This window comes from Enterococcus sp. DIV2449a (assembly GCF_051711225.1).
Lineage (GTDB): Bacteria > Bacillota > Bacilli > Lactobacillales > Enterococcaceae > Enterococcus_D > Enterococcus_D casseliflavus.
This window is the reverse complement of the sequence record NZ_JBIOME010000001.1, coordinates 1,012,552-1,037,683: the sequence shown is the minus strand read 5'-3', so window position 1 is coordinate 1,037,683 and position 25,132 is coordinate 1,012,552. Positions and strand designations below refer to the sequence as shown.

At 43.9% G+C, this 25,132-nt stretch carries 27 protein-coding genes; 10 read left to right on the top strand and 17 right to left on the bottom strand.

Annotation, left to right across the window (positions count from 1 at the left end; all coding sequences use genetic code 11):
• The first annotated feature begins 153 nt into the window (after positions 1 to 153).
• The gene (locus IGI76_RS04975) at positions 154 to 672 is read left to right on the top strand and encodes an isochorismatase family cysteine hydrolase (RefSeq protein ID WP_086338495.1); all 519 of its coding nucleotides are present in this window, start codon (positions 154 to 156) and stop codon (positions 670 to 672) included.
• A gap of 55 nt (positions 673 to 727) precedes the next feature.
• On the opposite strand, the gene IGI76_RS04970 is transcribed toward IGI76_RS04975, so the two are convergent.
• Positions 728 to 1,012 carry a hypothetical protein gene (locus tag IGI76_RS04970; protein WP_005225480.1) on the bottom strand — a complete coding sequence of 95 codons (285 nt, stop codon included), beginning with the start codon at positions 1,010 to 1,012 and terminating at the stop codon, positions 728 to 730.
• A 287-nt stretch (positions 1,013 to 1,299) separates the two neighbouring features.
• Between IGI76_RS04970 and IGI76_RS04965 the strand changes: the two genes are divergently transcribed.
• The 4 genes from IGI76_RS04965 (at position 1,300) to IGI76_RS04950 (ending at position 4,064) form a co-directional block, all read left to right on the top strand.
• Positions 1,300 to 2,433: an alcohol dehydrogenase catalytic domain-containing protein gene (locus IGI76_RS04965; protein WP_074534994.1), complete on the top strand. Its 1,134-nt coding sequence runs from the start codon at positions 1,300 to 1,302 to the stop codon at positions 2,431 to 2,433.
• Between the two features lie 19 nt (positions 2,434 to 2,452).
• The gene (locus IGI76_RS04960) at positions 2,453 to 2,797 is read left to right on the top strand and encodes a YrhK family protein (protein ID WP_086338496.1); all 345 of its coding nucleotides are present in this window, start codon (positions 2,453 to 2,455) and stop codon (positions 2,795 to 2,797) included.
• A 28-nt stretch (positions 2,798 to 2,825) separates the two neighbouring features.
• Positions 2,826 to 3,041, top strand: coding sequence for a DUF378 domain-containing protein (locus IGI76_RS04955; protein ID WP_008379021.1), 216 nt, complete (start codon positions 2,826 to 2,828; stop codon positions 3,039 to 3,041).
• Between the two features lie 180 nt (positions 3,042 to 3,221).
• Entirely contained in the window at positions 3,222 to 4,064 is an 843-nt protein-coding gene (locus IGI76_RS04950) for a hypothetical protein (RefSeq protein WP_086338497.1), read from the top strand.
• Between the two features lie 51 nt (positions 4,065 to 4,115).
• Here the strand turns inward: IGI76_RS04950 and IGI76_RS04945 are convergent, their stop codons facing one another.
• The 10 genes from IGI76_RS04945 to IGI76_RS04900 form a co-directional block, all read right to left on the bottom strand.
• Complete coding sequence (locus tag IGI76_RS04945) at positions 4,116 to 4,979, bottom strand: formylglycine-generating enzyme family protein (RefSeq protein ID WP_086338498.1); 864 nt, start codon at positions 4,977 to 4,979, stop codon at positions 4,116 to 4,118.
• A gap of 15 nt (positions 4,980 to 4,994) precedes the next feature.
• Positions 4,995 to 5,771, bottom strand: a complete 777-nt coding sequence (locus IGI76_RS04940) for a sulfite exporter TauE/SafE family protein (protein ID WP_074534991.1) — start codon at positions 5,769 to 5,771, stop codon at positions 4,995 to 4,997.
• On the bottom strand, positions 5,768 to 6,880 hold the full coding sequence (locus IGI76_RS04935) for a radical SAM/SPASM domain-containing protein (RefSeq protein WP_270266372.1): 1,113 nt from the start codon (positions 6,878 to 6,880) through the stop codon (positions 5,768 to 5,770). Before IGI76_RS04935 ends, IGI76_RS04940 begins: the two co-directional genes overlap by 4 nt.
• A gap of 29 nt (positions 6,881 to 6,909) precedes the next feature.
• Entirely contained in the window at positions 6,910 to 8,397 is a 1,488-nt protein-coding gene (locus IGI76_RS04930; protein ID WP_270266370.1) for a sulfatase-like hydrolase/transferase, read from the bottom strand.
• A gap of 13 nt (positions 8,398 to 8,410) precedes the next feature.
• On the bottom strand, positions 8,411 to 10,345 hold the full coding sequence (locus IGI76_RS04925; RefSeq protein WP_270266588.1) for a beta-glucoside-specific PTS transporter subunit IIABC: 1,935 nt from the start codon (positions 10,343 to 10,345) through the stop codon (positions 8,411 to 8,413).
• Positions 10,346 to 10,456: 111 nt separating this feature from the next.
• Positions 10,457 to 11,278, bottom strand: a complete 822-nt coding sequence (locus IGI76_RS04920) for a PRD domain-containing protein (protein ID WP_010747748.1) — start codon at positions 11,276 to 11,278, stop codon at positions 10,457 to 10,459.
• Positions 11,279 to 11,492: 214 nt separating this feature from the next.
• Entirely contained in the window at positions 11,493 to 12,806 is a 1,314-nt protein-coding gene (locus IGI76_RS04915) for a DUF438 domain-containing protein (protein ID WP_438781162.1), read from the bottom strand.
• The gene (locus IGI76_RS04910) at positions 12,803 to 13,036 is read right to left on the bottom strand and encodes a DUF1858 domain-containing protein (RefSeq protein ID WP_010747746.1); all 234 of its coding nucleotides are present in this window, start codon (positions 13,034 to 13,036) and stop codon (positions 12,803 to 12,805) included. The genes IGI76_RS04915 and IGI76_RS04910 overlap by 4 nt, the downstream gene beginning before the upstream one ends.
• 112 nt (positions 13,037 to 13,148) lie before the next feature.
• Positions 13,149 to 13,883, bottom strand: a complete 735-nt coding sequence (locus IGI76_RS04905; protein ID WP_128488147.1) for an ABC transporter permease — start codon at positions 13,881 to 13,883, stop codon at positions 13,149 to 13,151.
• Positions 13,880 to 14,599: an ABC transporter ATP-binding protein gene (locus IGI76_RS04900; RefSeq protein WP_241656060.1), complete on the bottom strand. Its 720-nt coding sequence runs from the start codon at positions 14,597 to 14,599 to the stop codon at positions 13,880 to 13,882. The genes IGI76_RS04905 and IGI76_RS04900 overlap by 4 nt, the downstream gene beginning before the upstream one ends.
• Before the next feature lie 96 nt (positions 14,600 to 14,695).
• On the opposite strand from IGI76_RS04900, the gene IGI76_RS04895 reads away from it, so the two are divergent.
• The 3 genes from IGI76_RS04895 to IGI76_RS04885 are packed head-to-tail and all read left to right on the top strand — an operon-like array spanning position 14,696 to position 16,878.
• Entirely contained in the window at positions 14,696 to 15,448 is a 753-nt protein-coding gene (locus IGI76_RS04895; protein ID WP_179190629.1) for a polysaccharide deacetylase family protein, read from the top strand.
• On the top strand, positions 15,445 to 16,422 hold the full coding sequence (locus tag IGI76_RS04890) for an ABC transporter substrate-binding protein (RefSeq protein ID WP_005225471.1): 978 nt from the start codon (positions 15,445 to 15,447) through the stop codon (positions 16,420 to 16,422). Before IGI76_RS04895 ends, IGI76_RS04890 begins: the two co-directional genes overlap by 4 nt.
• Positions 16,423 to 16,473: 51 nt before the next feature.
• Positions 16,474 to 16,878, top strand: coding sequence for an arsenic metallochaperone ArsD family protein (locus IGI76_RS04885; protein ID WP_333493947.1), 405 nt, complete (start codon positions 16,474 to 16,476; stop codon positions 16,876 to 16,878).
• Positions 16,879 to 16,934: 56 nt separating this feature from the next.
• On the opposite strand, the gene IGI76_RS04880 is transcribed toward IGI76_RS04885, so the two are convergent.
• Positions 16,935 to 18,197, bottom strand: a complete 1,263-nt coding sequence (locus tag IGI76_RS04880; RefSeq protein ID WP_270266358.1) for a PTS sugar transporter subunit IIC — start codon at positions 18,195 to 18,197, stop codon at positions 16,935 to 16,937.
• Between the two features lie 109 nt (positions 18,198 to 18,306).
• Complete coding sequence (locus tag IGI76_RS04875) at positions 18,307 to 18,963, bottom strand: YczE/YyaS/YitT family protein (protein WP_270266356.1); 657 nt, start codon at positions 18,961 to 18,963, stop codon at positions 18,307 to 18,309.
• A 92-nt stretch (positions 18,964 to 19,055) separates the two neighbouring features.
• On the opposite strand from IGI76_RS04875, the gene IGI76_RS04870 reads away from it, so the two are divergent.
• The gene (locus IGI76_RS04870) at positions 19,056 to 19,727 is read left to right on the top strand and encodes a cyclic nucleotide-binding domain-containing protein (RefSeq protein ID WP_270266355.1); all 672 of its coding nucleotides are present in this window, start codon (positions 19,056 to 19,058) and stop codon (positions 19,725 to 19,727) included.
• A gap of 121 nt (positions 19,728 to 19,848) precedes the next feature.
• Here IGI76_RS04870 and IGI76_RS04865 read toward each other — a convergent pair whose 3' ends face one another.
• The 3 genes from IGI76_RS04865 to IGI76_RS04855 form a co-directional block, all read right to left on the bottom strand.
• Positions 19,849 to 21,291, bottom strand: coding sequence for a glycoside hydrolase family 32 protein (locus tag IGI76_RS04865; RefSeq protein ID WP_270266353.1), 1,443 nt, complete (start codon positions 21,289 to 21,291; stop codon positions 19,849 to 19,851).
• Between the two features lie 43 nt (positions 21,292 to 21,334).
• Positions 21,335 to 22,711, bottom strand: coding sequence for a PTS transporter subunit EIIC (locus IGI76_RS04860; RefSeq protein ID WP_015509272.1), 1,377 nt, complete (start codon positions 22,709 to 22,711; stop codon positions 21,335 to 21,337).
• A 146-nt stretch (positions 22,712 to 22,857) separates the two neighbouring features.
• Complete coding sequence (locus IGI76_RS04855; protein ID WP_270266351.1) at positions 22,858 to 23,853, bottom strand: LacI family DNA-binding transcriptional regulator; 996 nt, start codon at positions 23,851 to 23,853, stop codon at positions 22,858 to 22,860.
• Between the two features lie 364 nt (positions 23,854 to 24,217).
• Here IGI76_RS04855 and mazE point away from each other — a divergent pair, with 364 nt between their 5' ends.
• Positions 24,218 to 24,448, top strand: a complete 231-nt coding sequence (mazE, locus tag IGI76_RS04850; RefSeq protein ID WP_270266349.1) for a type II toxin-antitoxin system PemI/MazE family antitoxin — start codon at positions 24,218 to 24,220, stop codon at positions 24,446 to 24,448.
• A gap of 282 nt (positions 24,449 to 24,730) precedes the next feature.
• Here mazE and IGI76_RS04845 read toward each other — a convergent pair whose 3' ends face one another.
• On the bottom strand, positions 24,731 to 25,072 hold the full coding sequence (locus IGI76_RS04845) for a DUF7006 family protein (RefSeq protein ID WP_081343842.1): 342 nt from the start codon (positions 25,070 to 25,072) through the stop codon (positions 24,731 to 24,733).
• Positions 25,073 to 25,132 lie beyond the last annotated feature (60 nt).

Genomic DNA, 25,132 nt, shown 5'->3' with positions numbered 1-25,132 from the left:
CGAATAAAAAAATAACGTTTTTACTGTTTATCGACAAGAAGAGCGTTTTCTTTGAAAATATAAAAAAAGTGGGGCATCATAGAAATAGCACCTATTTTTCATCCTCATGTCAGACCATTTAAAAAACGATGTTTATAGAAAGGGAGTAACCACATGCTAGTCATTGTCGATATGCAAAACCAAATTCTCGATGAAGAGAACGAAGCGTATGTGCCAGATGGCGCCGCTCTCGTCAAACGAATCGCCAAGCGCCTAGAACAAGCGAGGGCAAATGGGGAGTACATTTTACACACCCGCGACATTCCAATCGAAGTCAAAGGAACGCCTGATGAAGAAGCCGATGCCCTGCAGCTGATCCCAGAACTTAAGCCTCTCGAAAATGAAAAAGTCGTCAAAAAATACTATTACAGTATTCCACCTGAAGTCTTGATCGACATTAAGAAAAATCTATTTGAACCTGAAGAAGAAAAGAAAATCGAAATCACCGGTGTTGAAACCAACATCTGTGTCCTTTCCAATACGATCGAGATCCAAAGCGCCTTTCCTGACGCTGATTTCACTATCAATAAAACATTAGTCGCTGGTAAAAACCACGAGTCGCAAGGACTCGACATCTTACGAGACTTCAATGTCGAAATCATTGATGGCACAAAACAAACCAATGGCCAATAGGTAACGAAAGCTCCCTGTTCAAGGAACAGAGAGCTTTTTCAATTTGATTATTCATTTAATTCATTGAGCCATCTAATAGCTCGGTCGGAATTTCAATCCGAACCTCATTTTCAGTCTGACAGTTTGGACATATGAAGGTTCCTTCGATGGCTTCCTTCACTTCCCCGTAAGCATAATGAATAGCGATTTCATCTTCTGCCAATTCATTCGTTTCCAACGGTGGTACCATGGTTAATTGCCCCTCGCTGTCTTCTTGTAAATGAACGACCAGCTTCCCATCAAAGTTTTCATTGCAATTGGTGCAGGAAGCTTTTCCTCGAATCGTTAGATCCATGATCATCCCTCCTCATTTCTTGTCACTAGTTGATGCAGGTTTCGTTAGATACTCGTAACGCATGCATGCTTCACTTTAATAGTGTCACGCTTTCACTTTTTTAGCAAATCATCTGTTTTTCTTTTTTTAAACCATTGATGAAGAAAAAACAAATCAACCGTTTTGAGCGTTTTCGTTGTCAAATCCTTAAAATCCTTGCAGAATTAAATTAACTGTTACTAAAAAGTAAAAACGTGTTGTTGAAAAAATTAGTGATTGTCCGAACTTATCTGAACAAACAAGGAGGAAAAATGATGCAAGCAGTAACCTGGCAAGGAAATCAAAAAATGGACGTTCGCCGTGTAGAAGATCCAACGATTTTAGAACCGACGGATGCGATCATCCGAATCACCGCAACCGCAATCTGCGGCTCTGATCTCCACCTTTACCACCATGGCGGCTCGGTCTTGGAAGAAGGCTATGTTGTTGGTCACGAACCAATGGGTATTGTCGAAGAAGTTGGCAGTCAAGTACAGAAACTAAAAAAAGGCGACCGCGTCGTCATCCCTTTCAATATCGGTTGTGGCCATTGCCACTTTTGTCAAAATGAAATGGAAAGTCAATGCGACAATTCTTCAGAAGATACATTGTATGGCGGCTTATTCGGTTTTGGAAAAATGAACGGCAACCACTGGGGCGGTCAAGCCGAATTCTTGCGCGTTCCTTTCGCAGATTTCACCTCGTTTATCGTACCTGAATCAACGATCCCTGATGAAAAAGTATTGTTTTTATCTGACATCTTACCTACAGCGTATTGGAGCGTCCAAAATGCGGGCGTCAAAAAGGATGATACCGTGATCGTCTTAGGCTCAGGCCCAGTTGGGTTGTTTGCCCAAAAATTTGCCGTGATGGCAGGCGCTAAGCGGGTGATTGCCGTGGACCCTGTTGCTCATCGCTTAGAAAAAGCCAGCAGCTACAATCAAGTCGAAACATTCCAATTGGATGATTTGGCTACTAGTGCTGATGAACTGTATGAGCTGACCAAAGGTGGCGCTGATGTAATCATCGACTGTGTTGGGATGGATGGTTTAGAACCCGTCAAAGAAAAAGCCAAAAACCTAGTCAGCTTGCAAAGTGGAACGATCTCACCGATCCAGATGGCCGCCAAAGCAGTCAAAAAATTTGGTACCGTCCAAATCACTGGCGTTTACATGACACCTGCTTCTTCTTATCCATTGCAAGAATTCTTTATGCGCAACATTGATGTCAAACACGGGCAAGCACCTGTGATCCATTTGATGCCAAAAATTTATGACATGATTGCGGACGGACTCTTTGATCCGTCACAGATCATCACCCACACGATGCCTCTAGCAGATGCTGCCAAAGCGTATGAGATTTTTGACAAAAAAGAAGACAAGAATATCAAAGTTGTCTTGAAACCTTAGCACAAATAAAGGAGCAGTGATGGCACCTATGCCAAAAATCAAACGGAGTGAACATCAATTCGATCCGGGAAAAGAAGAAGATGTGATCATCAAGGCAAGCCGCTTTCGCATCTACTTTCAAAATCGCTACATGTTGATCTCACTTACGAATGATATTTTGACGGGCTTGTTTTATATTTTCGGAAGTATCGTTTCATTAACTAGCTTGCCTGCGATTTACGGAACGATTGCTTATTTGATCGGCGGAGTCTTTTTGACCATTCGCCCGCTGATTAAAATCGTTCGCCATGTCTATATCTATAATGAGCGCAATCAACAAGGCGAGAAAGAAAAAGATGTCACCATCACCGACGATGAACGTTGATGGGACGACAACTAGAGAGGAGTTTCCTATGTTAAAAACATTTGATGGGATCGCACTGACCTTATTGATCATCGGCGGTATCAATTGGCTGCTGGTCGGCGCCTTCGAGTTTGACCTTGTCGCAGCGATCACCGGCGGCAGCACGTCGATCATTGCCCGCGTCATTTATATTCTAGTTGGGATCAGCGCATTGTATAGCCTGAAATTCTTTCCAGCTATCGCCCGCCAACAAACACTCGACTAATTGAAAATAAAACCTGCATCTGCGGTGTCCTGACCCTAAAAAGTTAGATTTTTGGTCTAACTTTTTGAGGTCGCATCTGTGGATGCAGTTTTTTTGTCTACAATCATTGAAAAAAAACACCAGTTGTACTACTCTTGTATTTAACCTACTATTTTCGAAAAAACAAAAAGGACGTGACTCATGACCCCACCTACTAGACCCTCGCTGATACGTCGGATACTCGGCCGGATACTTTTGCTATTGATTTTCTTATTTATTCTAAGTATTATTGGCGGAATCATTGTTTTAAATAACCTCACCATCGCGGAAAATTGGTTTGGTCTGAATGAATACCAAGTCGTTGAAACCAGGCATCAGATCATTCGTTTGTTCCCCTACTTTTGGGTCGCAGGGATCCTGCTGGTCTTTTTGATTGGTTTGGTCATCGGCATCAAGAAACGGAAAAAATCGCCATTCTATTGGTTATTCTCATTGCTCTTGCTGCCAGTGATTCTCTTTTGTATTGGCGTAGTTTCCACCTTTTTACCTGTAGACCGCCAACTCTTTCGAGAAGAAGCCAGTGCCAAAGAAATTATGGCTGCGCTGCCGAATCAATCCTCATTCAAGGACAAAGAGCTGCAACTGGTAAGCTATAGTTTTCACATCCGCAATGTCCCGCTGAAAAGCGGCATTTATGCAGTTGCGCGAGTGATCAATCCAAACACAGGCCTGCAAGACGAGTATTGGTATTACCCAGAAAATCTGTTGACTAAATGGAAAAAAGACGACGATACGATCGAGCTTTCGATGGAAGATACCATTGCCTTTGATGCCATCGATTGGGGCGTCATTCCCAAGATCATCAAGGATTCTGAGGCACGAGCAGCTCAGCTGGATCACTATGTTCCTGGCGTCAGCATCGTCATTTTAAACGGCTTCCAAGGCGAATGGACTTGGACCGTTGGTTTAAATGGGATTCGTAATCGCACCGAGATCAATTATGTTTATGATCTCAAAGGAAATTATCAATCCGAATGGCAATAAAACAAGCGGCACCTATCCACGTGAATAGGTGCCGCTTTTGCTTTTATCGGTTTACTGATCCAAGTCTTTGACACACCGAAACCCTAGATTATTGGCTGCCGACATCCCAGAATTACCATTTCTAGCGGCAATTCGGTATCGTTTGCAATAGGATTCGTGGCACAAAAACGAACCGCCGCGAGTCGCATACAGTTGATCATCTTGTGTTTGATTCCTTGCCCAAAAGGTTTGTCCCGTCTGTTGTTGAAACTGTGTCAGCGGGATGCGGGCAGGATTGACGCACCATTCCCAGACGTTGCCGATCACTTGATAGAGACCAAAGCCGTTGGGCTCATACCATTTCGCTGGCGCTGTATTGGCAAAGCCGTCTGCTCGCGTGTTGCTTTTTGGAAACTCTCCTTGCCAAATATTGCAATGATAGGTATTTTCTGCCAAAAATTCCCTTCCCCAAGGATATTTTTCAAAACTTGTCCCGCCTTTTGCAGCGATCTCCCACTCTGCTTCTGTCGGGAGGCGTTTTTTTGCCCATTGGCAATAGGCGATCGCATCGTTGCGAGACACCTGAACCACTGGGTGATCCATCCGCTGGGCAATCGTTGAATCAGGTCCTTCAGGATGACGCCAATCTGCGCCGCTAACCGCGTACCACCAAGCCATATTTGGTACCTTTTGACTGCGGTGTTTCGTTTGCTCACTTAAAAAATAGTGAAAAACGAACGACCAGCCAAATCGCTCGGCTTCTGTGACATATCCTGTTGCTTCCACAAAAACTTGGAAAGCTTGGTTCGTCACCGTCGTGGCATCAATGGCAAATGCTGGGCTGTCGAGGCTGATTTGCGGTCCCTCAAGATCCTCGGCAAAGCCGTCCATCGTATTCGTGCCGATTCGATAAGTTCCTGCTGGAATCGTGGGCATCTGTTTGCCTCCTTTTTACAATAATTGATAGCCATTGTACAGATTGATCAGTAACACCAGCACGATCACAGTTTGAAATACCAGTGTCACTCGCTGCGGTGACAGGACGTTGCTGGCCTTGGCGCCTAACAGTCCTCCCACGATCGCGGCTGGAATAACAAACCACAAAATTTGCAGATCATACGCACCAAAACCTGTCGTAAAAGCGATCGTCAAAATTTTTGCCAGCTGTGAGAAAAAAATCGTACAAATTGAATAAATCGTCGCCTCTTTGATCGGCATGGCAAACAGCAGCATCAATAAAGAAACATTGATGGGTCCGCCGCCGATCCCCAGCAAACTGGCTAGAAAGCCGAGAATCAAGCCACAAGCTGCATACCAGCCGACTTTTTCCAGCGCAAACCCACGCCAGTTATATTTTGTATACAAAAAAGCAAACAATAGTGTTAGCACGGTCACAAGGATTTGGATCAGCTGAACCATCTTGTCGTCTCGAAAGACCAGCAATAGCTGTTCAAAGGCAACATTGCCTAAAACACCGCCTAACACAGCGCCGCCAGAAACCCACAAGGCAATCGACCAATTGATTTTCCGTCCACTGGCTAATTGTCTAGCTGTCGAAACGATGGACATCGTGAAGACCGCTGTCGCCGAGTAAAAAGAGATCGCAGCAACAGAATGGGCGCCGATAAAATCGAAAATCGGTTTGATCAGCACGCCGCCCCCCATGCCCGAAACTGCCCCTACGGCATTTGCTAAGACGATCACGAGAAAATAAATCAGTCCGATCATTGTCTCACCCCTTGCAAAAGTCCCAGTATCTCATTGATTCTAGGTGTAAAGTCTTTTAACAGCTCCTGATAGCCGCAAAAACCCTCACTATCCACGTACATTGCATCTTTCATTCGCTTACAGCCTCCTCGGCACATTTTTTGGAAAGGACATTGCGTACACTTCGAAGGCATGTCTTTTTTCTGGCACAAAAACTGCTGCGAACAGTCTTGAGAAAACAATTCCCGCAACGTTTGCTCTTGGATATAGCCCATGCGAAACTCATCTAATACATAGAAGTCACAAGGATAGACACTGCCGTCGGCTTCGATCACATACTGCACTTGGCAATTGCCTAGAATCCCACAGGCAGTTACTTGCTGCCGCACCAATAGATTCAATAAGTCATCGAACAGCTTGATACTTAGGTAGCGCCCTTGCTTCAATTCCTGCAGCCAAAACGCCAACAGCTGCTGATAAAAGCCAGCAAAGCTTCTTGGTGTCAAGGCATAGTCGTTGGTTGATGTGGCATCCAAATCAGCCAAACAAGGAATGAACTGCACAAAGGCAATCTGCTCTTCCTTGAGAAAATCAAACACACGCTGGGCTTCCTTTGCTAACGGGTTTGTCAACACGCACAAGACATTGTACTCGATCTGATAGGCATCCAATAACCGCTTGGTCTGTAAAACCCGCGCAAAGGTCCCCCGTCCTTTGGCGTCTAATCGATGCCGATCGTGCGCAAGCGGATGCCCATCCATCGACAGTCCGACTAAAAAGCGATGCTCTTTCAAAAAACGACACCACTTGTCATTGATCACCATGCCGTTGGTCTGGATCGCATAGTGTACTGTCACTTGCTTTTTTTGCGCCGCAACATAAGCCGTTAGTTTTCTAAAATAACTCAGCCCCGCCATCGTCGGCTCTCCGCCTTGAAATGCCAACGTCAAATGATCGCCAGCTTCTAAGTCTGCATAAATGTTTGCAATCATCTTTTCCATTACATCCTCTTTCATTTTGCCAAAGGAACGCACTTCGCGCAAGGAACTGACGTTGGCATAAAAGCAATAGGTGCAGCGCAGATTGCAAAGAGAGGATGCTGGCTTGATCAATACGGAGATGTGTTTCATGTGAAGGCCTCGATTCTTTTTTTACTTATTTAGCGTTTGTCCCGTTTCATCGGAACAAAATCAGTCGTTTCCATATAAAAACGAGTAACGCGTTGCTTCATTTTCTCGACAATTTCGGTGTATTCTTTTTCTAGCGCCAAGTTTTTGATTTCCATTGGGTCTTTTTCCAAATCATATAATTCGTCATGCTCATAAAGACGCATCACATATTTATAGTTCCCCATCTTGCACATAACTGCTTTAGTATGTTCCGGACCTTCGCTATACTGTGTCGCAAGCCGCGGCCAATACGGAGATTTCGGTCCATGCCCCAGCTCCATCGCTTGTGTCTCGCCATGAATGCGTCCGCCTTCGCAAAAAACAGCATCTTTGTGCTCTTCGGCTCCTTTGATCACAGGAACCAAGGATTTTCCAAATTGTGTATAGGAAAGATCGAACTCAGCCAGTTCAGCGATCGTTGCTGGTAAATCTAGCAATTCCGCTTGTGCTTTGGTGATTCGCGGCACACTTTCAATCGTTTTAGCAGGTTTGATGACCAATGGGACATTCGTGATCGGCTCTTCAAAACAGTTTTGGACTTTTTCAGTGATCGTGTAGTCACCAGTATAGTCTCCATGGTCACTGAAAACAATGAGGTTTGTTTCATCATAAAAGCCTGTTTCACGCAGCTTCTCTTTGATCATGCCCAGTTGATGATCAAAACGCGAAACCATTGCTAAATAGGTAGCTCGTAATTCATCAAAACGCTCTTCTGTCCAACCGTTCAAATTCTGTTTCTCATTGATGCCATACAGCATTGAGGCTTTGTTAGGAATATCTTTGATATTCGGCCGACGTTTCGGCAGTTTCTGACGATCAATACTCGAATACCATGGATCTTCGCAAGCATAGGGTGGATGTGGGAATGAGATCGTACAATAAACGAAAAATGGTTTGTCTGTCTTTTCCTGACTGCGGCGTTCAAGATAGTCCAACGCCTTTTTCACACAATTCCAGTCCGTTTTGCCATAGCCCTCACTGTCTGGTAATTTTCCCATATAAAATGAATAATACGTATCTCCTGAAAGCATCTGGTCGTACAGCTGTTTACTGGCTTCGTTCATATCAGCAGAATGATTGACTTCACTGTTTTGAGCATCCCGAGTGTTTTCATCTACCACACCGTCATAATATTCATCACAATAGTCTGTTTTTGGTTTATCCCCTGGAACCACATCATTTCTGCCGATCCAGATGACTTCATAACCTTGATTCTTCATTTCTTTCAAAATATTGGGTTCATCTTCTCTTTGCAAATAGTGCATCGTTCGATGCCCATTGACATGTGGATAAAAACCCGTCAGAAAACTATTTCTAGAAGGCACACAGACAGGGTTTTGGCAGTAGGCATTTTCAAATGAAACCCCTTCTTCTGCCAGTTCATCAAAGTTAGGGGTGATTGATGCGGGATTCCCCATATGTGCGAGTGCGTCATTTCTCATCTGATCTGCTACGAATAAAAAGATATTTTTTTTCAACTGGTCTTTCCTCCTAACCGATGACCGTTAATAAGGTATCTTGTTTTTCAACATCTTGTTTGTCTGTTTCAACAATATCTAGGTAATCCGCCGTGTTTGAAATAATAATCGGTGTCACGATGGAATAGCCTTTTTTTTCCAATGCGTCTTTATCAAAACTCAAAAGTAATTGTCCCTTCGTTACTGAGTCTCCTTGGGCAACGGCTGGTTGGAAATACTGTCCTTTCAAATTCACTGTATCCATCCCTACATGAATCAGAACTTCGACGCCATCTGCGGTCGTGATTCCCACTGCATGATTTGTCGGAAAAAGTGTTGAAACGATTCCATCTGCTGGTGCGTAGACCTTTCCTTCTGACGGAATGACAGCTAATCCTTTCCCTAACAATCCACTGGAAAACGCTTCGTCTTTTACTTCTTTTAGTGGGATGATCGTTCCTCTAACTGGTGTTGCTAAATCATAGAGAACAGTTTGTCCAAGTTCATGATTCAGTGTCGATGACTCCACGTTTTTTTCCTGAGTTCCTTCACTAGTTGGTTCGTCATCACTTTTAGGATTATAGGCATAAAAGAACGTGATCAAAAATCCTAATGCAAAGGCAACGGCACTAGCTAAGGCAAACCCGATAAAGCTGTTATCAATGCCATTTTCTGGGTGAATAAATCGTGGTAAAGCGAAAATACCTGTCCCGCCGTTGATGTAGACTCTCGTTTTGAACAATCCCATGATTCCTCCTGCAACAGCGACTGCGATGGAGGTAGTATAAAATGCTTTTTTCCTAGGTAAGGTTACCCCATACAGTGCAGGCTCCGTGATACCGAAGATTGCTGAAAGAAAAGCAGGGAAGGCGATTTCTTTTAATTTTTTGTTTCTAGTTTTCAAAAAGATTGCGAGGGTGACTCCCGCCATCGCCACGGGTGTTGCCAGACCAGCCATCATCACGACATCGTACCCTAGTGTGGCATAGTTGTTCAAAGCGATCGGCACAAAGCCCCAATGCAGGCCAAACATAATGAAGACTTGCCAAAATCCACCGATAACAACACCCGCGATAATCGGACTAAATTCGTAAGCAGCTGACAATGCTTGCCCTAGTAATAATCCTGCCCAAGTAGTAATCGGTCCAACGATTAGAAAGACTAATGGAACTGTGATGATCAAGGTCAGAAAAGAAACAAAGAAACTCCGCACTGCTCGTGGAATCAATAAAGAAAAGAAAGCTTCTAGTTTTGATGCCAAATAAGTAGCTGCAATAATTGGAATCACGCTTGAAGTATAGCTCATCAATATAACAGGGATTCCAAGAAAAGTAATATAGATTGGAGATTCTAAGACAGAACCTGCAAATAAGGTATACATCGCTTCGCTTCCGCCATTTGCTGCTACGATCGTCGGATAAACTAATGCTGCCCCGATCGCCATTCCGATAAAGGGTTTACCCCCAAATTTTTTCGAAGCAGTGTACCCTAGAAAGAGTGGGAAGAAATAAAACAATCCATCCCCTGTCGCATTTAAAATCAAATACGTCCCTGATGCTTTATCCAGCACTTCAAACGTTGTCAATAAAGCAAGTAACCCTTTGATCATCCCTGCTGCCATCAAGACATTGATGATCGGCGTAAAAATACCAGCGACAATATCGATAAATCGGTTTAAAATCCCTTTTGGTTCTTCCTCTTGTCCAGAAGTTTCTTCCGTATTCATATCGATCATGTCCGTAAATTCTTTATAAACTTCTGCTACGTGATTTCCGATAACTACTTGATACTGTCCCCCACTTTGGACGACGGTGACAACCCCCGGCAAATTTTTGATCGTTTGGGTCTGGGCTTTTGATTCATCTTTAAGTTTAAACCGAAGACGGGTAATACAATGCGTCAATCCAGCAATGTTTTCTTTTCCGCCGATATTCTTTAAAATTTGTTCATTCAATTCTTGGTATTGCATCTCATTCATTCCTTTCTCTACTATACAACCAATAAAAAAGGCAAGACCAAACAACACTACATTTCTTGTAGCCTTGTCAAGTCTTGCCTGCTTTACCAGTAACACCTTGAATTATTGATCGATCAATTTTTGTACATGAAGCGTTAAATACAATTGTTCATCGTCATATAATGTTTTATTTAAATATTCGCCAATCAAACGGGTGGTTTCATAGGCTTTAGGATATTTATCAATCACGTGGACTAACAGAGGATTCCCGACGCCTTCAACGATTTCCTTGTTTTCAATCCGTTTAAAAAAGAATCTCAAATGGGTGACGAAGCGATCGAAAGCTAAACTATTCTCATCAATGTGCACACGATTGTGAATACGAATAAGTGAAATAATGTCTTTGATTTTTTGTGTCAGCAATTCGATATCTTCCATCTTCTCTGAATCGTCATTGATTTGCGCATTAATAAAATGCATGGCGATATTACTGATCTCTGCCTCATTTAGGGAGAATTGCGTTTTGCTTTCAATCAATCGAACCGCATGCTCTCCTACTGCATACTCGTTGGGATAGAAACGCTTGATTTCCCAGGTCAAGCGATTGTTAATGCTGATCCCTTCTTCTTTCAAGCGAATCAAATTATAGATGTGATCCGTCAAAGAGATGTAAATGGAATCACTTAATTGGTAGGAAATGACTTGCTTGCCATAACGGATAATGTCATCCGCAAGAGACGCATATTGGATTGGAATGTTCTCTAGCAATTCCATCAAACGATCAGAGGATTTCTTATGAAGCACAAACACTTTTTCAATTTTTGATTCATCGGCGGTTTGTCCTGGTTTCATTTTGAAGCCAAGGCCGGTACCGATCCAGATAAAATCTTTGCCATCTTGTCCGACCAAAACTGCATTGTTGTTTAAGATTTTTTTGATCTTCAAGACGCTTCTCACCTCCTTAAAATGAAAAAAGGCGATACCTTAATACATGTGTAGGATCCATACACACGTAAAAAGGTATAGCCTGCATTATCAGTAACTACCCATTTGATTGCCTTTACTATACTATTTTTCTAGAAACGTTGCAAGCGTTTTATTGATTTTTCTTTTTTTGCTTCGTTTCAAATAGACACGGATCAGCCTTTCTCCAAACTGCTCACTGGTCCAGCAAACGGCTTTGCCCTTCGATTTTTTGGATCTCCGTAATGTCTTGCGTGACTTCTAGACAACCTAAATAGATGCCTGCTTCATTTTTTAATGCAAAATAGCGAATATAGATTTTACGGCCCCGCATATCGATCCAAAATTCAGCAGTCTCCCTTGTACCCGCTCGAAAATCATCCAAAATCTGTTGCACGAGATGCATGCTTTTCGGTGGATGGCAGTTGACGACTTCACGACCTAAAACCGAATTCGTTCGTGGAAAGACGCGCCTCTTGCCTTCTGAATAAAAGCGCACCCGCTCTTCATTATCTACAAAGGTCAAGTCCACTGGCAACGTTTGAAAAATTGCCACCAATTGCTCAAATTGCAGATTACCAGTAGGCAATGAAACGGTCGGCTGTTCAGCAATTTGCGGCGAATCTTCCGTTTCTGTGACTTGAAAGTCATTGAATCCTAAACCGGCTGCGATGCCAGCGGTTGTTTCTTGGGCTTGTTTGATCGCCGCTTGCCGTGCGGGTTCTGCCGCCTGTTCCTTTTCAAGGGCTTCTTGGCTCGGTTTCCAAGGAAGCGGTTCTGGGATAAAGGCAAAGCCGATGTCAAAACTGTCAGCCGCAATTTGTTCCCAATCTTTAAGACTGAAGACATCCAGCGTCATTGGCACCATGATTTCTTCTTCTTTGAAAATCATCTCTTCAATCTCGTTTTTGACTGCTTCCCATTGGACAGCGATTGGATTATAGGCAGCTTTTTCGGATGCCAAAAGCTCATTGAGCGCTTTGATCATAACCCGAATATCATCATCAACACCCCACATCACTTTTGGCGGTGCAGTGATGCCATACTTCTCCATGTAAGAAAAAATCAACGTTTCTTTTCGCGCATAGTGTTTGTCGATCTGCATTAAATCATTGCAGGAAGCTTGTAGACGCTTTTTAGGCGTCCAGTCACCGGTTTTGATTTTGGCTAAGAGGCTGTCGATCTCATCGGTCAACAGGGATTGCAGGACTTGGTTCTCCAATTTCAGGGTATGAACAGGATGGCCTGGTTGCCCATATTCTTCATTGGAGTGATGGATCTCGTTGATCGATCCTTTAAAAACAGCAGCATGAATATTGCACAAACGCTGAATCTCAGAAGGGTCCAACCCCGTTTGGATCAAAGCTTTTTCAGCAGCAGTGATCTCCGTCACATCCACACCATCAAATTCTTCGTTAAACAAGCGTTTAGCTTCTTCAAAGGAACCGCCTTGGTGAAGCAAACTCAGTATTTCGACGATCCGTTCTTGTCTTTGACTGTTGGTTTTCATTTCGTCGCTCCTTTCACAAGAAACCCTTGTTTTTCGAAAGCGAGACAAACCATTTCCAAGGGGATCTTCTTCATCTGAGCACCTTTGGGTATCGTCATATAACGTCCAGCAGTTTGCAGCATCCCTGGTTGATTGATCGCCGTAAACCCTAGTTGACTCATGATTTCTTGTATTTCAGGATATTGTGCCACAAGTTCATAGAGCGTTTTTGACAGATCGATTTCTTTCATAGTAAAGTCTTCCTTTCAGTGAGAATGATTCTCAATAAGATATCCTTAGTATAAATCATTTTGTTCAAAAATACACGAACTGCCGCAAACATTTATCAATCGATCATTTTTTTTAAGATTGTCGGTAACGGCACACCACTTTTTCCAACCAATCGATACTGGCAAAAAGCAGATAGCCCATCAAAGCAATCAGGAGGATACCCGAAAGCATTTGTGGGTAGTCCATTTTTGACCACGCACTTAAGATCAGATAGCCGACACCATACGTCGTGTTATAGTTTTCGGCAAAAAAGAGGGAAGCCAACGCGATCCCGATACTGACCCGCACACTGGCAAAAAGCGCGGGCATGAGCGCGGGCAAAATAACGAAGCGCAAGACATGGCGCCATTGATTGGTATAATTTTTCATGACCTGAAAATACGCTGGTGGGATCTTCGTGACTGCATCACGAATCGAGACGATCACTTGAATGACGATCACCGCAAAAATCAAGAGAATTTTTGAGAGATTGCCTAAGCCAAAGAAAATCATAAAGACGGGTAAAAACGCAACTTTCGGAATCGGATATAAAAAGTAAAGCAGTGGACCAAGCAGCCGATCCACTCTTTGGGATCGCCCAATCAAGATTCCTAACGGCACCCCGACTAGCAACGCCCCACTCAACGCCGCAAATACCCGCAACAAACTGGCACCTGCGTGGATCAGTGAGACTTCTCGCAGTGCCCAAAAACGTTCGGCCGTTTCTAAAGGATTAGGCAGTGAGCGATTGTTGGTCACCCAGCTTACGCCCCACCAAACCACGACAAACGAACAGAAGCCCCAAGCAAAAGATTTGATGGGTTTCATTGCCTCGCCTCCCTCATTTGTTCTTTCAACTGCAAGACGACTTCATAAAAAGCCAACGAGTCTCGTTCCATCTGGCTGCCGTAAAATGGATTACTGATCGGCGTAACGTCCTGATCTTTTAGCAACAAAATCGTCTGCCCCAAAAACACTGCCTCTTCTGGATCGTGGGTCACCACGATCAAGCTGTTTTGTCTGCGCTGCTGTTGGGCAGCGATCATGGCTTGGGCGTTTGCTTTGGTTTCTTGGTCCAGCGAAGCAGTCGGCTCATCCAATAATAAAACATCGGGCTGTGTGATCAGTCCCCGCCCCATGGCGGTCCGCTGTTTTTGACCGCCGCTAAGCTGATGCGGATAGCGGTCCTGCACCTGCGTCAATCCCAACTCAGCCAAACAGCTGGCGACCCGTTTTTTACGGCGCTCACTGGGCGTTTGATTGATAATCAGCGGCATTTCCAGTGCTTGGTAGACTGTTTGCCAAGGAAACAAATGCAATTCTTGGAAAACGACCTCGATGTTGTCAGGGGAACAGCCTTGGTAAGTGATCGTGCCCGATTGCGGTCGCTGCAGCCCTTTGATCAAGGATAAAAGCGTGCTTTTGCCAATGCCCGATTCTCCCAGCAGCACATAGGTCGCGCCTTGTTCAAAACAAAACGAAAGGTTTTTAAAAATGGTGGTATCTCCATAGGTAAAGGAAACGGAATCGAATAGAATACTCATCAGAGAATAAACTTCTTTCTTCAAATTATTTGTGTTGGTTTTCACATTTTATGCTATACTATTTTTTGCGTGATTGACAAGAAAGGATGGTTTATGATGTTTCAGACCCTCGTATTTCATGAAATACGTCCCGAAGCAGAACTTTATGATCAGGTTCGCCCGATCAAAGTCGCAGACGGTTATCAAGATGCCTTGCCTCTGCCCTTATTCAATAGCACTTCTCATTTTAAACAACAAATTGACTTTTTGAAAGCAGAAAATTACCATACGTTGACCCTTGCAGAAGTCAAAGATTTTTATTTCCAGCAGCAGCCGCTACCAGAAAAATCCGTGTTGCTGACCTTTGACGACTGCTATCAATCGATGAAAGAATATGCCTACCCACTGTTGAAAGAAGCTGGTTTCAAGGCAACAGCCTTTGTCGTGACTGGCTGGCTTTTTGATGCCCCTCAGCCTTACGAGCCAGAAGTTTCGCGGACATTGAGCAGCGCCGAATTAGCCGAAATGAGCGATGTCTTCGAATATGCCAACCATACCGATCATTTTCACGAACGCAAGGACCAGCAAGGGCGTTCAATGTGGGAAACACCAGCAGCCTTTGCGCAAGACTTACGAAGCTGCAATCAGCACGTGGCCATCAAGGATGTTTTTGCCTATCCCTTTGGCTTTTATGATCCGCAGACGATCGCTACCTTGGAAAAGGAAGGCTTCGTTCTAGCATTTACCACCAAACCAGGTATCAACACGGCACAAACCAAGCCAATGGAACTCCATCGGGCAGTCATCCCGTTCTCACTACCAATGGCTGCTTTTGAACAACGATTTAGAAACGAGGAAATGAACCAATGAAAAAAACGATTTTAGCAAGTATCCTAGCACTATTCGCTGTTGGCGCTGCCGCATGCGGTAACACTGGCGAAACAGCAAGTACCAGCAATTCCAGCACTAGCAGTACAGAAGCTGCGGTCACAGATCAAACATTGACGATCGGGGTGTTACCAGCAGAATCAGCGATTCCGATCATTCTAGCAAAAGAAGAAGGCTTTTTCGAAAAGCAAGGATTGACTGTGGAACTCAAATCCTTCACTTCCCCGAATGACCGCAATGTGGCGGTGCAGGCAGGCGAGCTGGATGGTACGATCAGCGATGTCATGACAGAAGCGACCTTTAAGCAAAACGGCATTGATATGACGATCACTTCTGATATTTTGGAAAACTTCAAGATTCTCGCTTCACCGAATTCAGGGATCACTGAGATGAAAGGGTTAGCGGATAAAAAAATCACCCTTGTACCGAATTTCATTTTAGAATACATCATGGACCAATTTGCACAGGAAAATGATTTTACCTATGACATCGTGGATATCGCTTCTTTTTCTGCCCGTTCCGAAGCATTGCTCAATGACCAAGTCGATGGCGCTGTTTATACGGAACCGCAAGCCAGCATGTTGGCTGCTCAAGGGGCGATTGTTTTAGGCAGCTCTAAAGATGCTGGCATCAAAGGCGGCACACTGCAATTTATGGACGAAGTTATCCAAAATCGCCCGCAAGACCTAAAAGCATTCTACACTGCTTACAACGAAGCCATCGATTACATGAATGCTCATTCAGCAAAAGACTATGCCGACATCTTGGCAGACTATCAATTTCCCGATGCTATGAGTACCTACTTAGACAGCCAGGAAGACTATCCGTATGCCCAGGCAGTGCCGCAAGAGCAATTCGACGCAATCATTGCTTGGACGAAAGACAAGGGTCAAATCGACCAAGCGTATTCTTACAACGAGTTGACCAATTTCGATTTTTTACCCGCTGACGAATAAGAAACAACAAAAAAGACGCATTTGCGTCTTTTTTTGTTGTTTCACTTCTTTTTGATACTCTTTTTTGCTCGTGGCAAGAAATTCAGGTATACTTTTGACAAATCAGCTGCCAGGAAAGGATTTGATGCAATGCCAACGATCGCGGTTTATGCCGACCAGAAAGAAGATACTTGGGAAGCACACTTGACTCACCAGTTAAAAATAAATGAAGAAAGGACCCAGGCTCATCAAACATTTCATAACGAACCTTCAACGATCGACGAATACTTCTTTACAGAAGATTCTGCCCCTTTTCATACGAATCAAGCCGTCAAGCAGCAATTAGCAAGCAATGGCCGCAGCTGTCTGCCACTCGTGTATGTCGACGATCAGCTATTTTGCCAAGGTCGCTTGCCAACGATCCGTGAATGGGAACAATTGACGAAATCTGGGATCACTGTGCAATTTGATGAGTAGCAGCCACTGTTTTCTTTGCCAGACAAAACAACGCACCACGTGCCAATCATAAGCGTTTAGTTCTCCCCCTTCGCGGCAACTGCGTCGGTAACGCCTTTTTCTTCTTCCGTTAAACTTCGTTCGCTGATTTTAAAGAATGGATAGTAGATCGCCACACTAATCAGTAAGGAAGCGATACTCCAAAGAACAGCAGGGATATTGCCGCCGGTTGCAAGGTAAGTATTGATAAAGGGCGGTGTGGTCCACGGTGGATTGAACATGATTCGCCCAATAACATTGGTGACCGACAAGAAATACGTTCCGACACATAATACAAGGGGTGTCAGGATGAAAGGAATCATCATAATAGGGTTCATCACGATCGGAAACCCAAAAATGATTGGCTCATTGATACAAAAAATAGCAGAGGGCAAAGCCATCTTCCCTAGGGAACGATAGGCTTTTTTCTTTGAAACTAACATGTTGATGATCAGCCCCAGTGTTGAACCAGTGCCTCCATAGCACAAAAACATGATATAAAACCCGCCTGCAAAAATGTTCGGTAACGGTTCGCCTGCAGTGTAGGCTTCGGTATTGGCTGCTAATAAAGCTAGAAAAATCGGATCGCCGATACTCCCCATCACATTGCTGCCATGAATCCCTAAACACCAAAGCAACAAAATCAAAAAGGTATACAACAGCATCCCAGGCAATGTGTTTAGACCAACTGCCAGCGGTGAAAAGATGGCTTGCACGAATTGATTGACATTAAATTCCAACAAGACCCGAATCACCCAGGCACTAGTGATGATGGCAGCTCCGGGAAGCAAGACCGAAAAACTCTTGGCAACTGCGGGCGGCACTTCTGCTGGCATCCGAATCACTAAGCGGTGCTTGAGAAAAAAGCGATGGATCACTACTGTCGCAATCGCTGTGACGATTCCTGTAAACAGACCAGACGCCCCCAAAGAAGCTGGATCGATCGTCCATTCTTCCCCCGCCTGCAGCAGCAAAAACGCGCAGACTGCCAACACGACAGAACCGATCCGATCGATCTCATACGAAGCCGCCAAATAGTAGGCGATCCCGATACAAGCGGCCAGTCCCAAAATTCCAAATGTAAAATTGCTGGCGGCGCCTAGTTTGACGCCAAATTCCCCGACAAACTCGGTCCAGCCAGGAAAAGGCAGATTGGCTAAAATCAAAAAGAGACTGCCGATTATCGTCAGCGGCATCGTGACGGCGACTCCGTTGCGCACGGCAACTAAAAACCGATTTTCACTGATCCTAACCAATCTTGGTGCAAAATTTTCCTGAAACCCTTCAATCAACCGATTCATCCTGTCTCCTCCTACTAAATATCTCGCTTTTTTAATAAGAGTAGCATAAAAAACGCTTTCTGCATTTTTAGAACACTCGACGCCTTCCCAATTCCAAGAATACTACTGGCTAACTGTTTCTTTGCCAAATGGGTAAAGCCGCTGCCAAATCACGTTCCTTCGACCAAGCAATGGCACCTGACAGCAAAAAGAAACTAATGACCGTCCCTTCCCTCACCGCTAGCGGTAAGCCCAAACTGATCGCTAGCAAGAGTGCCCCCGAAATACAGACTGCATCAACGCCATAACGGTACTGCTTAAATGTCCAACGACTGCGTTGCGCCAGCAAATGACACCAGTGCTCGATTGGAAATTTCAAGACCTGCAACCGTAGGACTTGTCCCGTTGCCGTTCCAGAAATCAAGATCCCACCGATCAAAGCAGCTAGTTGGCTCCAATAATTCGTCAAGTGCAGCGATGCCAAGAAGTAGTAAACAAAGCCATTGATCAAATAGCCGAAAGCCAGCAAAGCGAAAAACATAATCAAGTACTCACTGCCTTTTTGTTTGAGGGACGTCTGCCGCCGATCCAATAGCCAACAGGCAGCTAGAAAGCCAAAGTTGATGGCTGTTGTGATGGTGCCGACTTTGATTCCTGACATCGTTGCCAGCGTGACATTCAAGGCATTAAAACTACTGACTCCAACGCCTGCTTTAATGGTCAAGCTGATCCCGAATGCACTCAGCCCATAAAAAATCCCTGATCCTATCCATTGCTTTTTATTCATTTTTTCTCCCACACTTTCGTTTTTGCTTTTCTAAGTATGTGCTATACTGACTAAAAACAAATAGGAGATTTCTCCTAGTTCGGAGGGAAAAAGTGAAAAAAACCGCTTATGCCTTGGCAATAAAGCAGGTACCAATCAAAGAAAGCTGCCCCTTGCCGATTCCTGAGGAGATTTTACAACAAAGTGCCCTCTGGACCTTTGATCATCGAGAAGCGATCCAAAAAGAAACGGTGCCGATGTCGATCTTTTTCGTCCTATTGACTGGCAAAGCCAAGATCATTCAAACGCAAGAAAACGGCAAACGTGCCTTGCTGCAGTTTCTCCATCCTGGTGATTGCATTGGCGATCTCACGTTGATTGGCGCCGAAACAGTACCGAAAACCGTGGTTGCGATCGGTGATACAACATGTCTGGGCATTCCTATGAAAGCAGCAGCTCACGGGCTCATGCAAGACCTGGCTTTCGTACAAACACTAGGCAAAACTATCGGTGAAAAATTGCTGCTGCGTATGGATCATTTTTCCGTCAATCAAACCTATCCCTTAGCTTGGCGCCTTGCCCATCTACTGTTGGAAGCTTCGATCGATGATCTTTTTCAAGAAAAATTAACGGAGACCGCAGAATACTTAGGCGTGAGCTATCGCCATTTGACGTATACCTTAAAAGATTTCAAAACGCAAAAACTAGTCACAAAAACTGCAGACGGTTATCGGATCGATGCGCCTGCGCTGCAGACCTTTATCCAAAACCAACAAAAGCAGTAACAAGCAAATAACGACAGCAAAATAGTTGGTATGATACACCCCCTAAAAGCCAGAGAAAAAGCTGACTTTTGGGGCGTAACAAGAAAAACCAACTGTTTGCTGTCGTTTTCGGATCGTTGCTTTATTTTCTCGCCAATGCCCAAGCATTGACACAAACCGTGCCGGTTCCGCTGAGAGCGATCGCCTCGGTCCGTTTGGGATACACGCGAGAGGTCAAACAATATTGCCCGCCATTTAGGAAGATCTCAATGGAAGACGTATCGACGAAAATCTGTAGCTGCATCAGTTCATCGACCTTGACACTACGCTGTTTACGACCATAGCCAGAAACGCCATGATGAATCGTAAAGACGCCAGCTTCATAAGCCAAAGTCGTATCTTGCAAAAGCCCAAGCTGGAAATGCTGCAAGGGTGCTTCCGCCGTAACTTGCAACTCATATGCCAATTCATCGAAAGACAAGTGCTGCGGTTTCTCTGAAAGCACAATTTTTTGGCTGACTTGCTTGTCTCGCAATTTTTGGAATTCTGGCAAAGGTTCTTGATACAACTGGTCATTTTTGACCGAAAGCTGTCTTGGCAGCGTTGCGGCATGCTGCCAGCCGCGAGGGATCGTAGGATTGCTGTATTCAGGACTGGTATCCCCTAGCCCCATCCAGCCCCACAAGATCCTACGTTTCTGCTCATCTTCAAAGGTTTGCGGGGCATAGAAGTCAAACCCATAATCAAGTTCACGAAACGCAGAAGTTTCTTTAAACGTCAGGGTTTCCCAATCCACCTCACCGATCAGATACCCTGATTGATGAATATTTTGGTAGGCATGTTCTTTGGCTGCCAAGCCTTGCGGTGAGAAGACCAACACATCTTTGCCATCTAAATGGAAGTAGTCTGGGCATTCCCACATGTAGCCTAGAGCATAGTCCTCACCGAAAAAGATTCCTCGATAGGTCCATTCATTTAAATCCGTCGATTCATAAATCAAAATTTTGCCTTCGTTTTCCAACGTACGCGCGCCTAGCAGCATATAGTAGGTGTCTTCGTGGGCAAAAACCTTTGGGTCACGAATATGATCGGTAAATCCTTCAGGGTAGTCCTCATGAGGAATCACGACTTCTTGCTTTTCGACGGTATAGCCGTCTTTGCTGATTACATGGACCGTGTTTTGTTCTCGTCCACTAAAGGTATAGTCATGATCACCAGGATGTTTGACATTCCCAGTATAGAAGAAATGGATCGCGTCATTCTCGATAAAGGCAGAGCCCGAGTAGACCCCGTCTTTGTCATAGTCGTGTTCGGGAGAAAGAAACAGCGCTTCTTCTTGAAACGTGACATAATCCGTCGACGTTTTGTGTCCCCAGTGAGGTGGTTCCCCGCCATGGGGCGTTTGCGGTACATATTGATGGTAAAAATGAACCACGCCTTTGAATTGGCAAAGACCATTCGGGTCGTTCATCCATCCTGTTTCTGGCATCAAATGATAGTTCAAGCGCCACGCATCAGCACTGATTTTTTCTGCTAATTCGCTTTGGGTTTGGGCAAGCTGTGCCCAGTATTCCTTCGTTAACAATGTGGTACCTCTTTTCTCTTGCCGATGAACAGCAAGGGATTATTTATTGATTCAACTCTTTGGCTAGCGGTTTGCGCTGCAATTGGACACCAGCAAAACCGACACCAAAAGCAATCAAAATCACGACAACGTATTTCAGCATGGCTCCGAAATCTCCAGTATACAACAACAGACCTGGAATAAAAGTGATGCCCATCCCAGTAGCAGCTAATTGGAAGACATACGTCGCAAACCCGCCGACTGCGCCCCCCAGCATGCCTGCGCCAAAAATCCGCATCGAGCGTAAGTTGACCCCAAATAGTAAAGGTTCAGTGATCCCAAATAAGGTTGGAACCGCCGCACTGATGGCATTTGAGCGTTTGACTTTGTTTTTATAAATAAATGCCGCAGCAATCGCAGCCCCAAATTGTCCCGCCATACTTGCTGTACCTAAGACTTGTAGGACGTTTTCGCCTGTCGTATTCAATAACCCTAACTCAATAATACTTAACGAATGGTGCAATCCAGTGATTACGATCACTTGCTGAACCCCTCCGTAAATGATATAACCGATGCCCAATGGTGCTTGCACCAAGTAAACGATACTGTTGATGACTGCTCTTTCAGCTACTTGCAAGATTGGTCCTAACGCAAACAAAATCAAACCTAAAGTAATGACAATCGTTAAGAATGGTGTCACGATCAAGTCCATCATTTGCGGAACAAATTTACGGAACCATTTTTCTAGCTTAGAAACTAAGATCCCGACAATAATTGCTGGAAAAATCGACCCTTGATACCCAGAGATCGATAAACCGAATAAGTGCAATGGCTCTGCATCTCCGCTGGCGACTGCCCAAGCGTTCGGCAATTGCGGTGCCACCATCATCAATCCTACCACGATCCCGATGATCGGATTACCGCCGAATTTTTTCGTCGCACTATAGGCGATCAAAACAGGTAAAAAGGCAAACGCTGTATCCGTTAACATTTCAAACATAGCTAACCAGTCAGCACTATAAGTGACCCCCAACTCAGTCAATAATCCCCGAATCCCCATCAAAAGCCCCGTCGTTACCAAAGCTGGAATCAATGGCACCAAGACATCTGACAACGTGCGGACAACTTTTTGGACGGGTGACAGATTCGAATACACATCATCTTTGAAGCCAGCTTTATCAGCGGAGGCGTCATTGCCCATTTCTGCTGCGAAGGCTTGATAAACTTCATTGACTTTTCCTGTTCCAAAAATGAACTGATGCTGTCCCGTGTTGAAAAAATAGCCCTTGCTGCCCTCAACTGCTTCCGCTTTGTCTTTATCTACTAACTGATCGTCTTTCAAAATCAAGCGCAAACGTGTGGCACAGTGTTCAAAGTTTTTGACATTTTCTTTGCCGCCAACAGCTTCTAACACTTGGTCGATCGTTTTTTGTTCCTTCATTTTTCCCACTCCTTTGATCGTCGGTCCATTTGTGGAACCGGTTCTACATTTGTAGATTAACAGAAACCGTTTGCAATTACAAGCAAAGAAAATAAAAAAACAGAACGCCGCAACTGGACGTCCTGTTTTCTCTAAAAATGTTTGCTTTATTTCTCCTGCTTGTCAAGCTTGGCAGTCGACTGTTTGACCACTAATCGATTCGGTAATTCGATCACCTCAGGAACCTCTTCCCCTTGCGTCAGTTTTTGGATCGTTAAGACGGCATCGATGCCTAATTGGACATAGGGATATTGGGTCGTTGTGATGGTCGGATAGACATAATCTGTCGAATCATAGCCACCAAATCCGTTCAAGGAAAAGTCTTGCGGCACTTGATACCCTAGTTCATGGGCGGCTTTCAATACAGCAACAGCAATATTGTCGGTAGCACAGGCGATGTACGTTGCCGATTGATCTTTCAAGAACATAAGGGCTTTTTGGTACGTTTCTCTTCTTGAAAAGGACGTTTCGATAAAGTCGACTTTGACGTTGGGCGTTTGTGCCAAGACATCAAGAAATCCTTTTTTCCGCAAGACACCTACCGCATAATCATTTTCGCTGACACCAACAAATAAATAACGTCGGTGGCCAGCGCTGACTGCATATTCTGCCATGGTTTTGCCAGCTTGATAATCTTCATGGACGATGGAATGAATGCCAGCTAACTGTTGACCTAATAATAAAACAGGCATAGGAACCTCTGCCAGCACCGCTTGCAGCTGCGGCGTGATTTTGCGCGCAAACAGGATCATCCCTGCTACTTTTTGTTTGACCAGCATTTCGATATTTTCTAATTCCCGTTCATCGCTTTGATCAGAGTTGGTGATCAGCATTTGATAGCCGTTTTCCCGTGCCGTCGTATCGATCCCTTTCAACACATCATTTGTCGACGGTGAATTCAGTCGAGGAATGATCACGCCCAGCAATTTCGTGTCTTGGGCTTTCAGCGAGCGAGCAAATGTATTGGGGCGATAGCCAGTTTCAGCAATGATCTGATCAATTTTTTTGCGCTTTTCTTCACTGATATAGCCATTGTTCAGATAGCGGGAAACCGTACTTTTCGCTACTCCCGCCTTTTCAGCAATGTCCTTGATCGTTGTCATGATTTCCCACCTTTGCGTTTTCTTTTATTATAACAATAACAGAAAGAAAAGCGCAGGTTTTGCGTGAAAATTGTTGGGTTGGGCGGTTTTGGAATGAAGTTTCACTTTTTCGTTGCTTTAATACCCTGGTCCTTGGTATGCCATAAATGATCCATCTAAAAAACTTCGTAATTCTGCTTAAAATCTAACATCTATTTTTCTGAGATGTTCATCCATCTTTTCAAACAATATTTCATTGCGGTTTCTTATCTATCTTATGTAAAGTGCGTTTTGAACTTTTGATGTGTTCAAAATACATTAAATCTCACTGTTGTCTTCTCCTTCCATAGTATTGCAAGGGTTACTATCTCTAAGAGGTGATACTATGCTTATTACTAAATCAAGTCTACAAGGCAATTCCATCGCCGTTACGCTTCCTTCTGATAACGGAAAAAATCCTCCTGAAAACCAAGAATATATTGTTGTCTACGCAGAGGATGGGACGATCATTCTTGTTCCTAAAATTGAAGATCCTTTTAATGGTGGAGTGGAATCAGAGTTTTATGAAAAAGATGCGTGGGAAGACCTTTCATCTGAAGGGAAAATGATTTTTTAGTAACTAATGTTCAAACATACATTTCCAAAAAGCGACTATCGCTTGGATCGACTTTGCCCCTTCGGCTGGAAAGGAAATTCAATAAAAGACGTCCTGGCTTAGATATTTAACCGATACTCAATTCTGAACATTTTTATAGCAAGCAACATATAAGAAAAAAACCAGCTAAGCTGCGCTTAACTGGTTTTTTCATTAGTAGAAATCGTACTTTAACTTTACTTTAAATCACCTCTACCCACGGTCCATCTTAACCCCGATGCTTTTTCGATAAGTTGCTATTTTTCAGCAGACATTAAAAACTATTGAGTACTTCGTTTGCATACTAAGATCGTACCCACACAATTCTTTAAAATAATTTTGATAATCACTTTCAATAATTCTTATAATGTCGGCTTCTGAAAAATCCTCATACTTTGATAAATCAGCTAATAGACTCAGTTTCGCATCAATCCCAAGAATTTTAGGAAAAACCTTCCAAAACGTTTCTTTCGAAATTTCATCTATCAATTGATTTAACCGTTCCAGTTGTTTTTCTAAGTAGTCTTCCAGCATGTCTTTCTCTCTTGGCAGAGATCTAATCTCTTCTAGAAAATATTCGTTATATTCTTTTTTCGTCGAAAACATCAATTCAATTGAACTCCTTTCCACTTTTTACTGATTATTACCATCTACTATAAAAGTAAA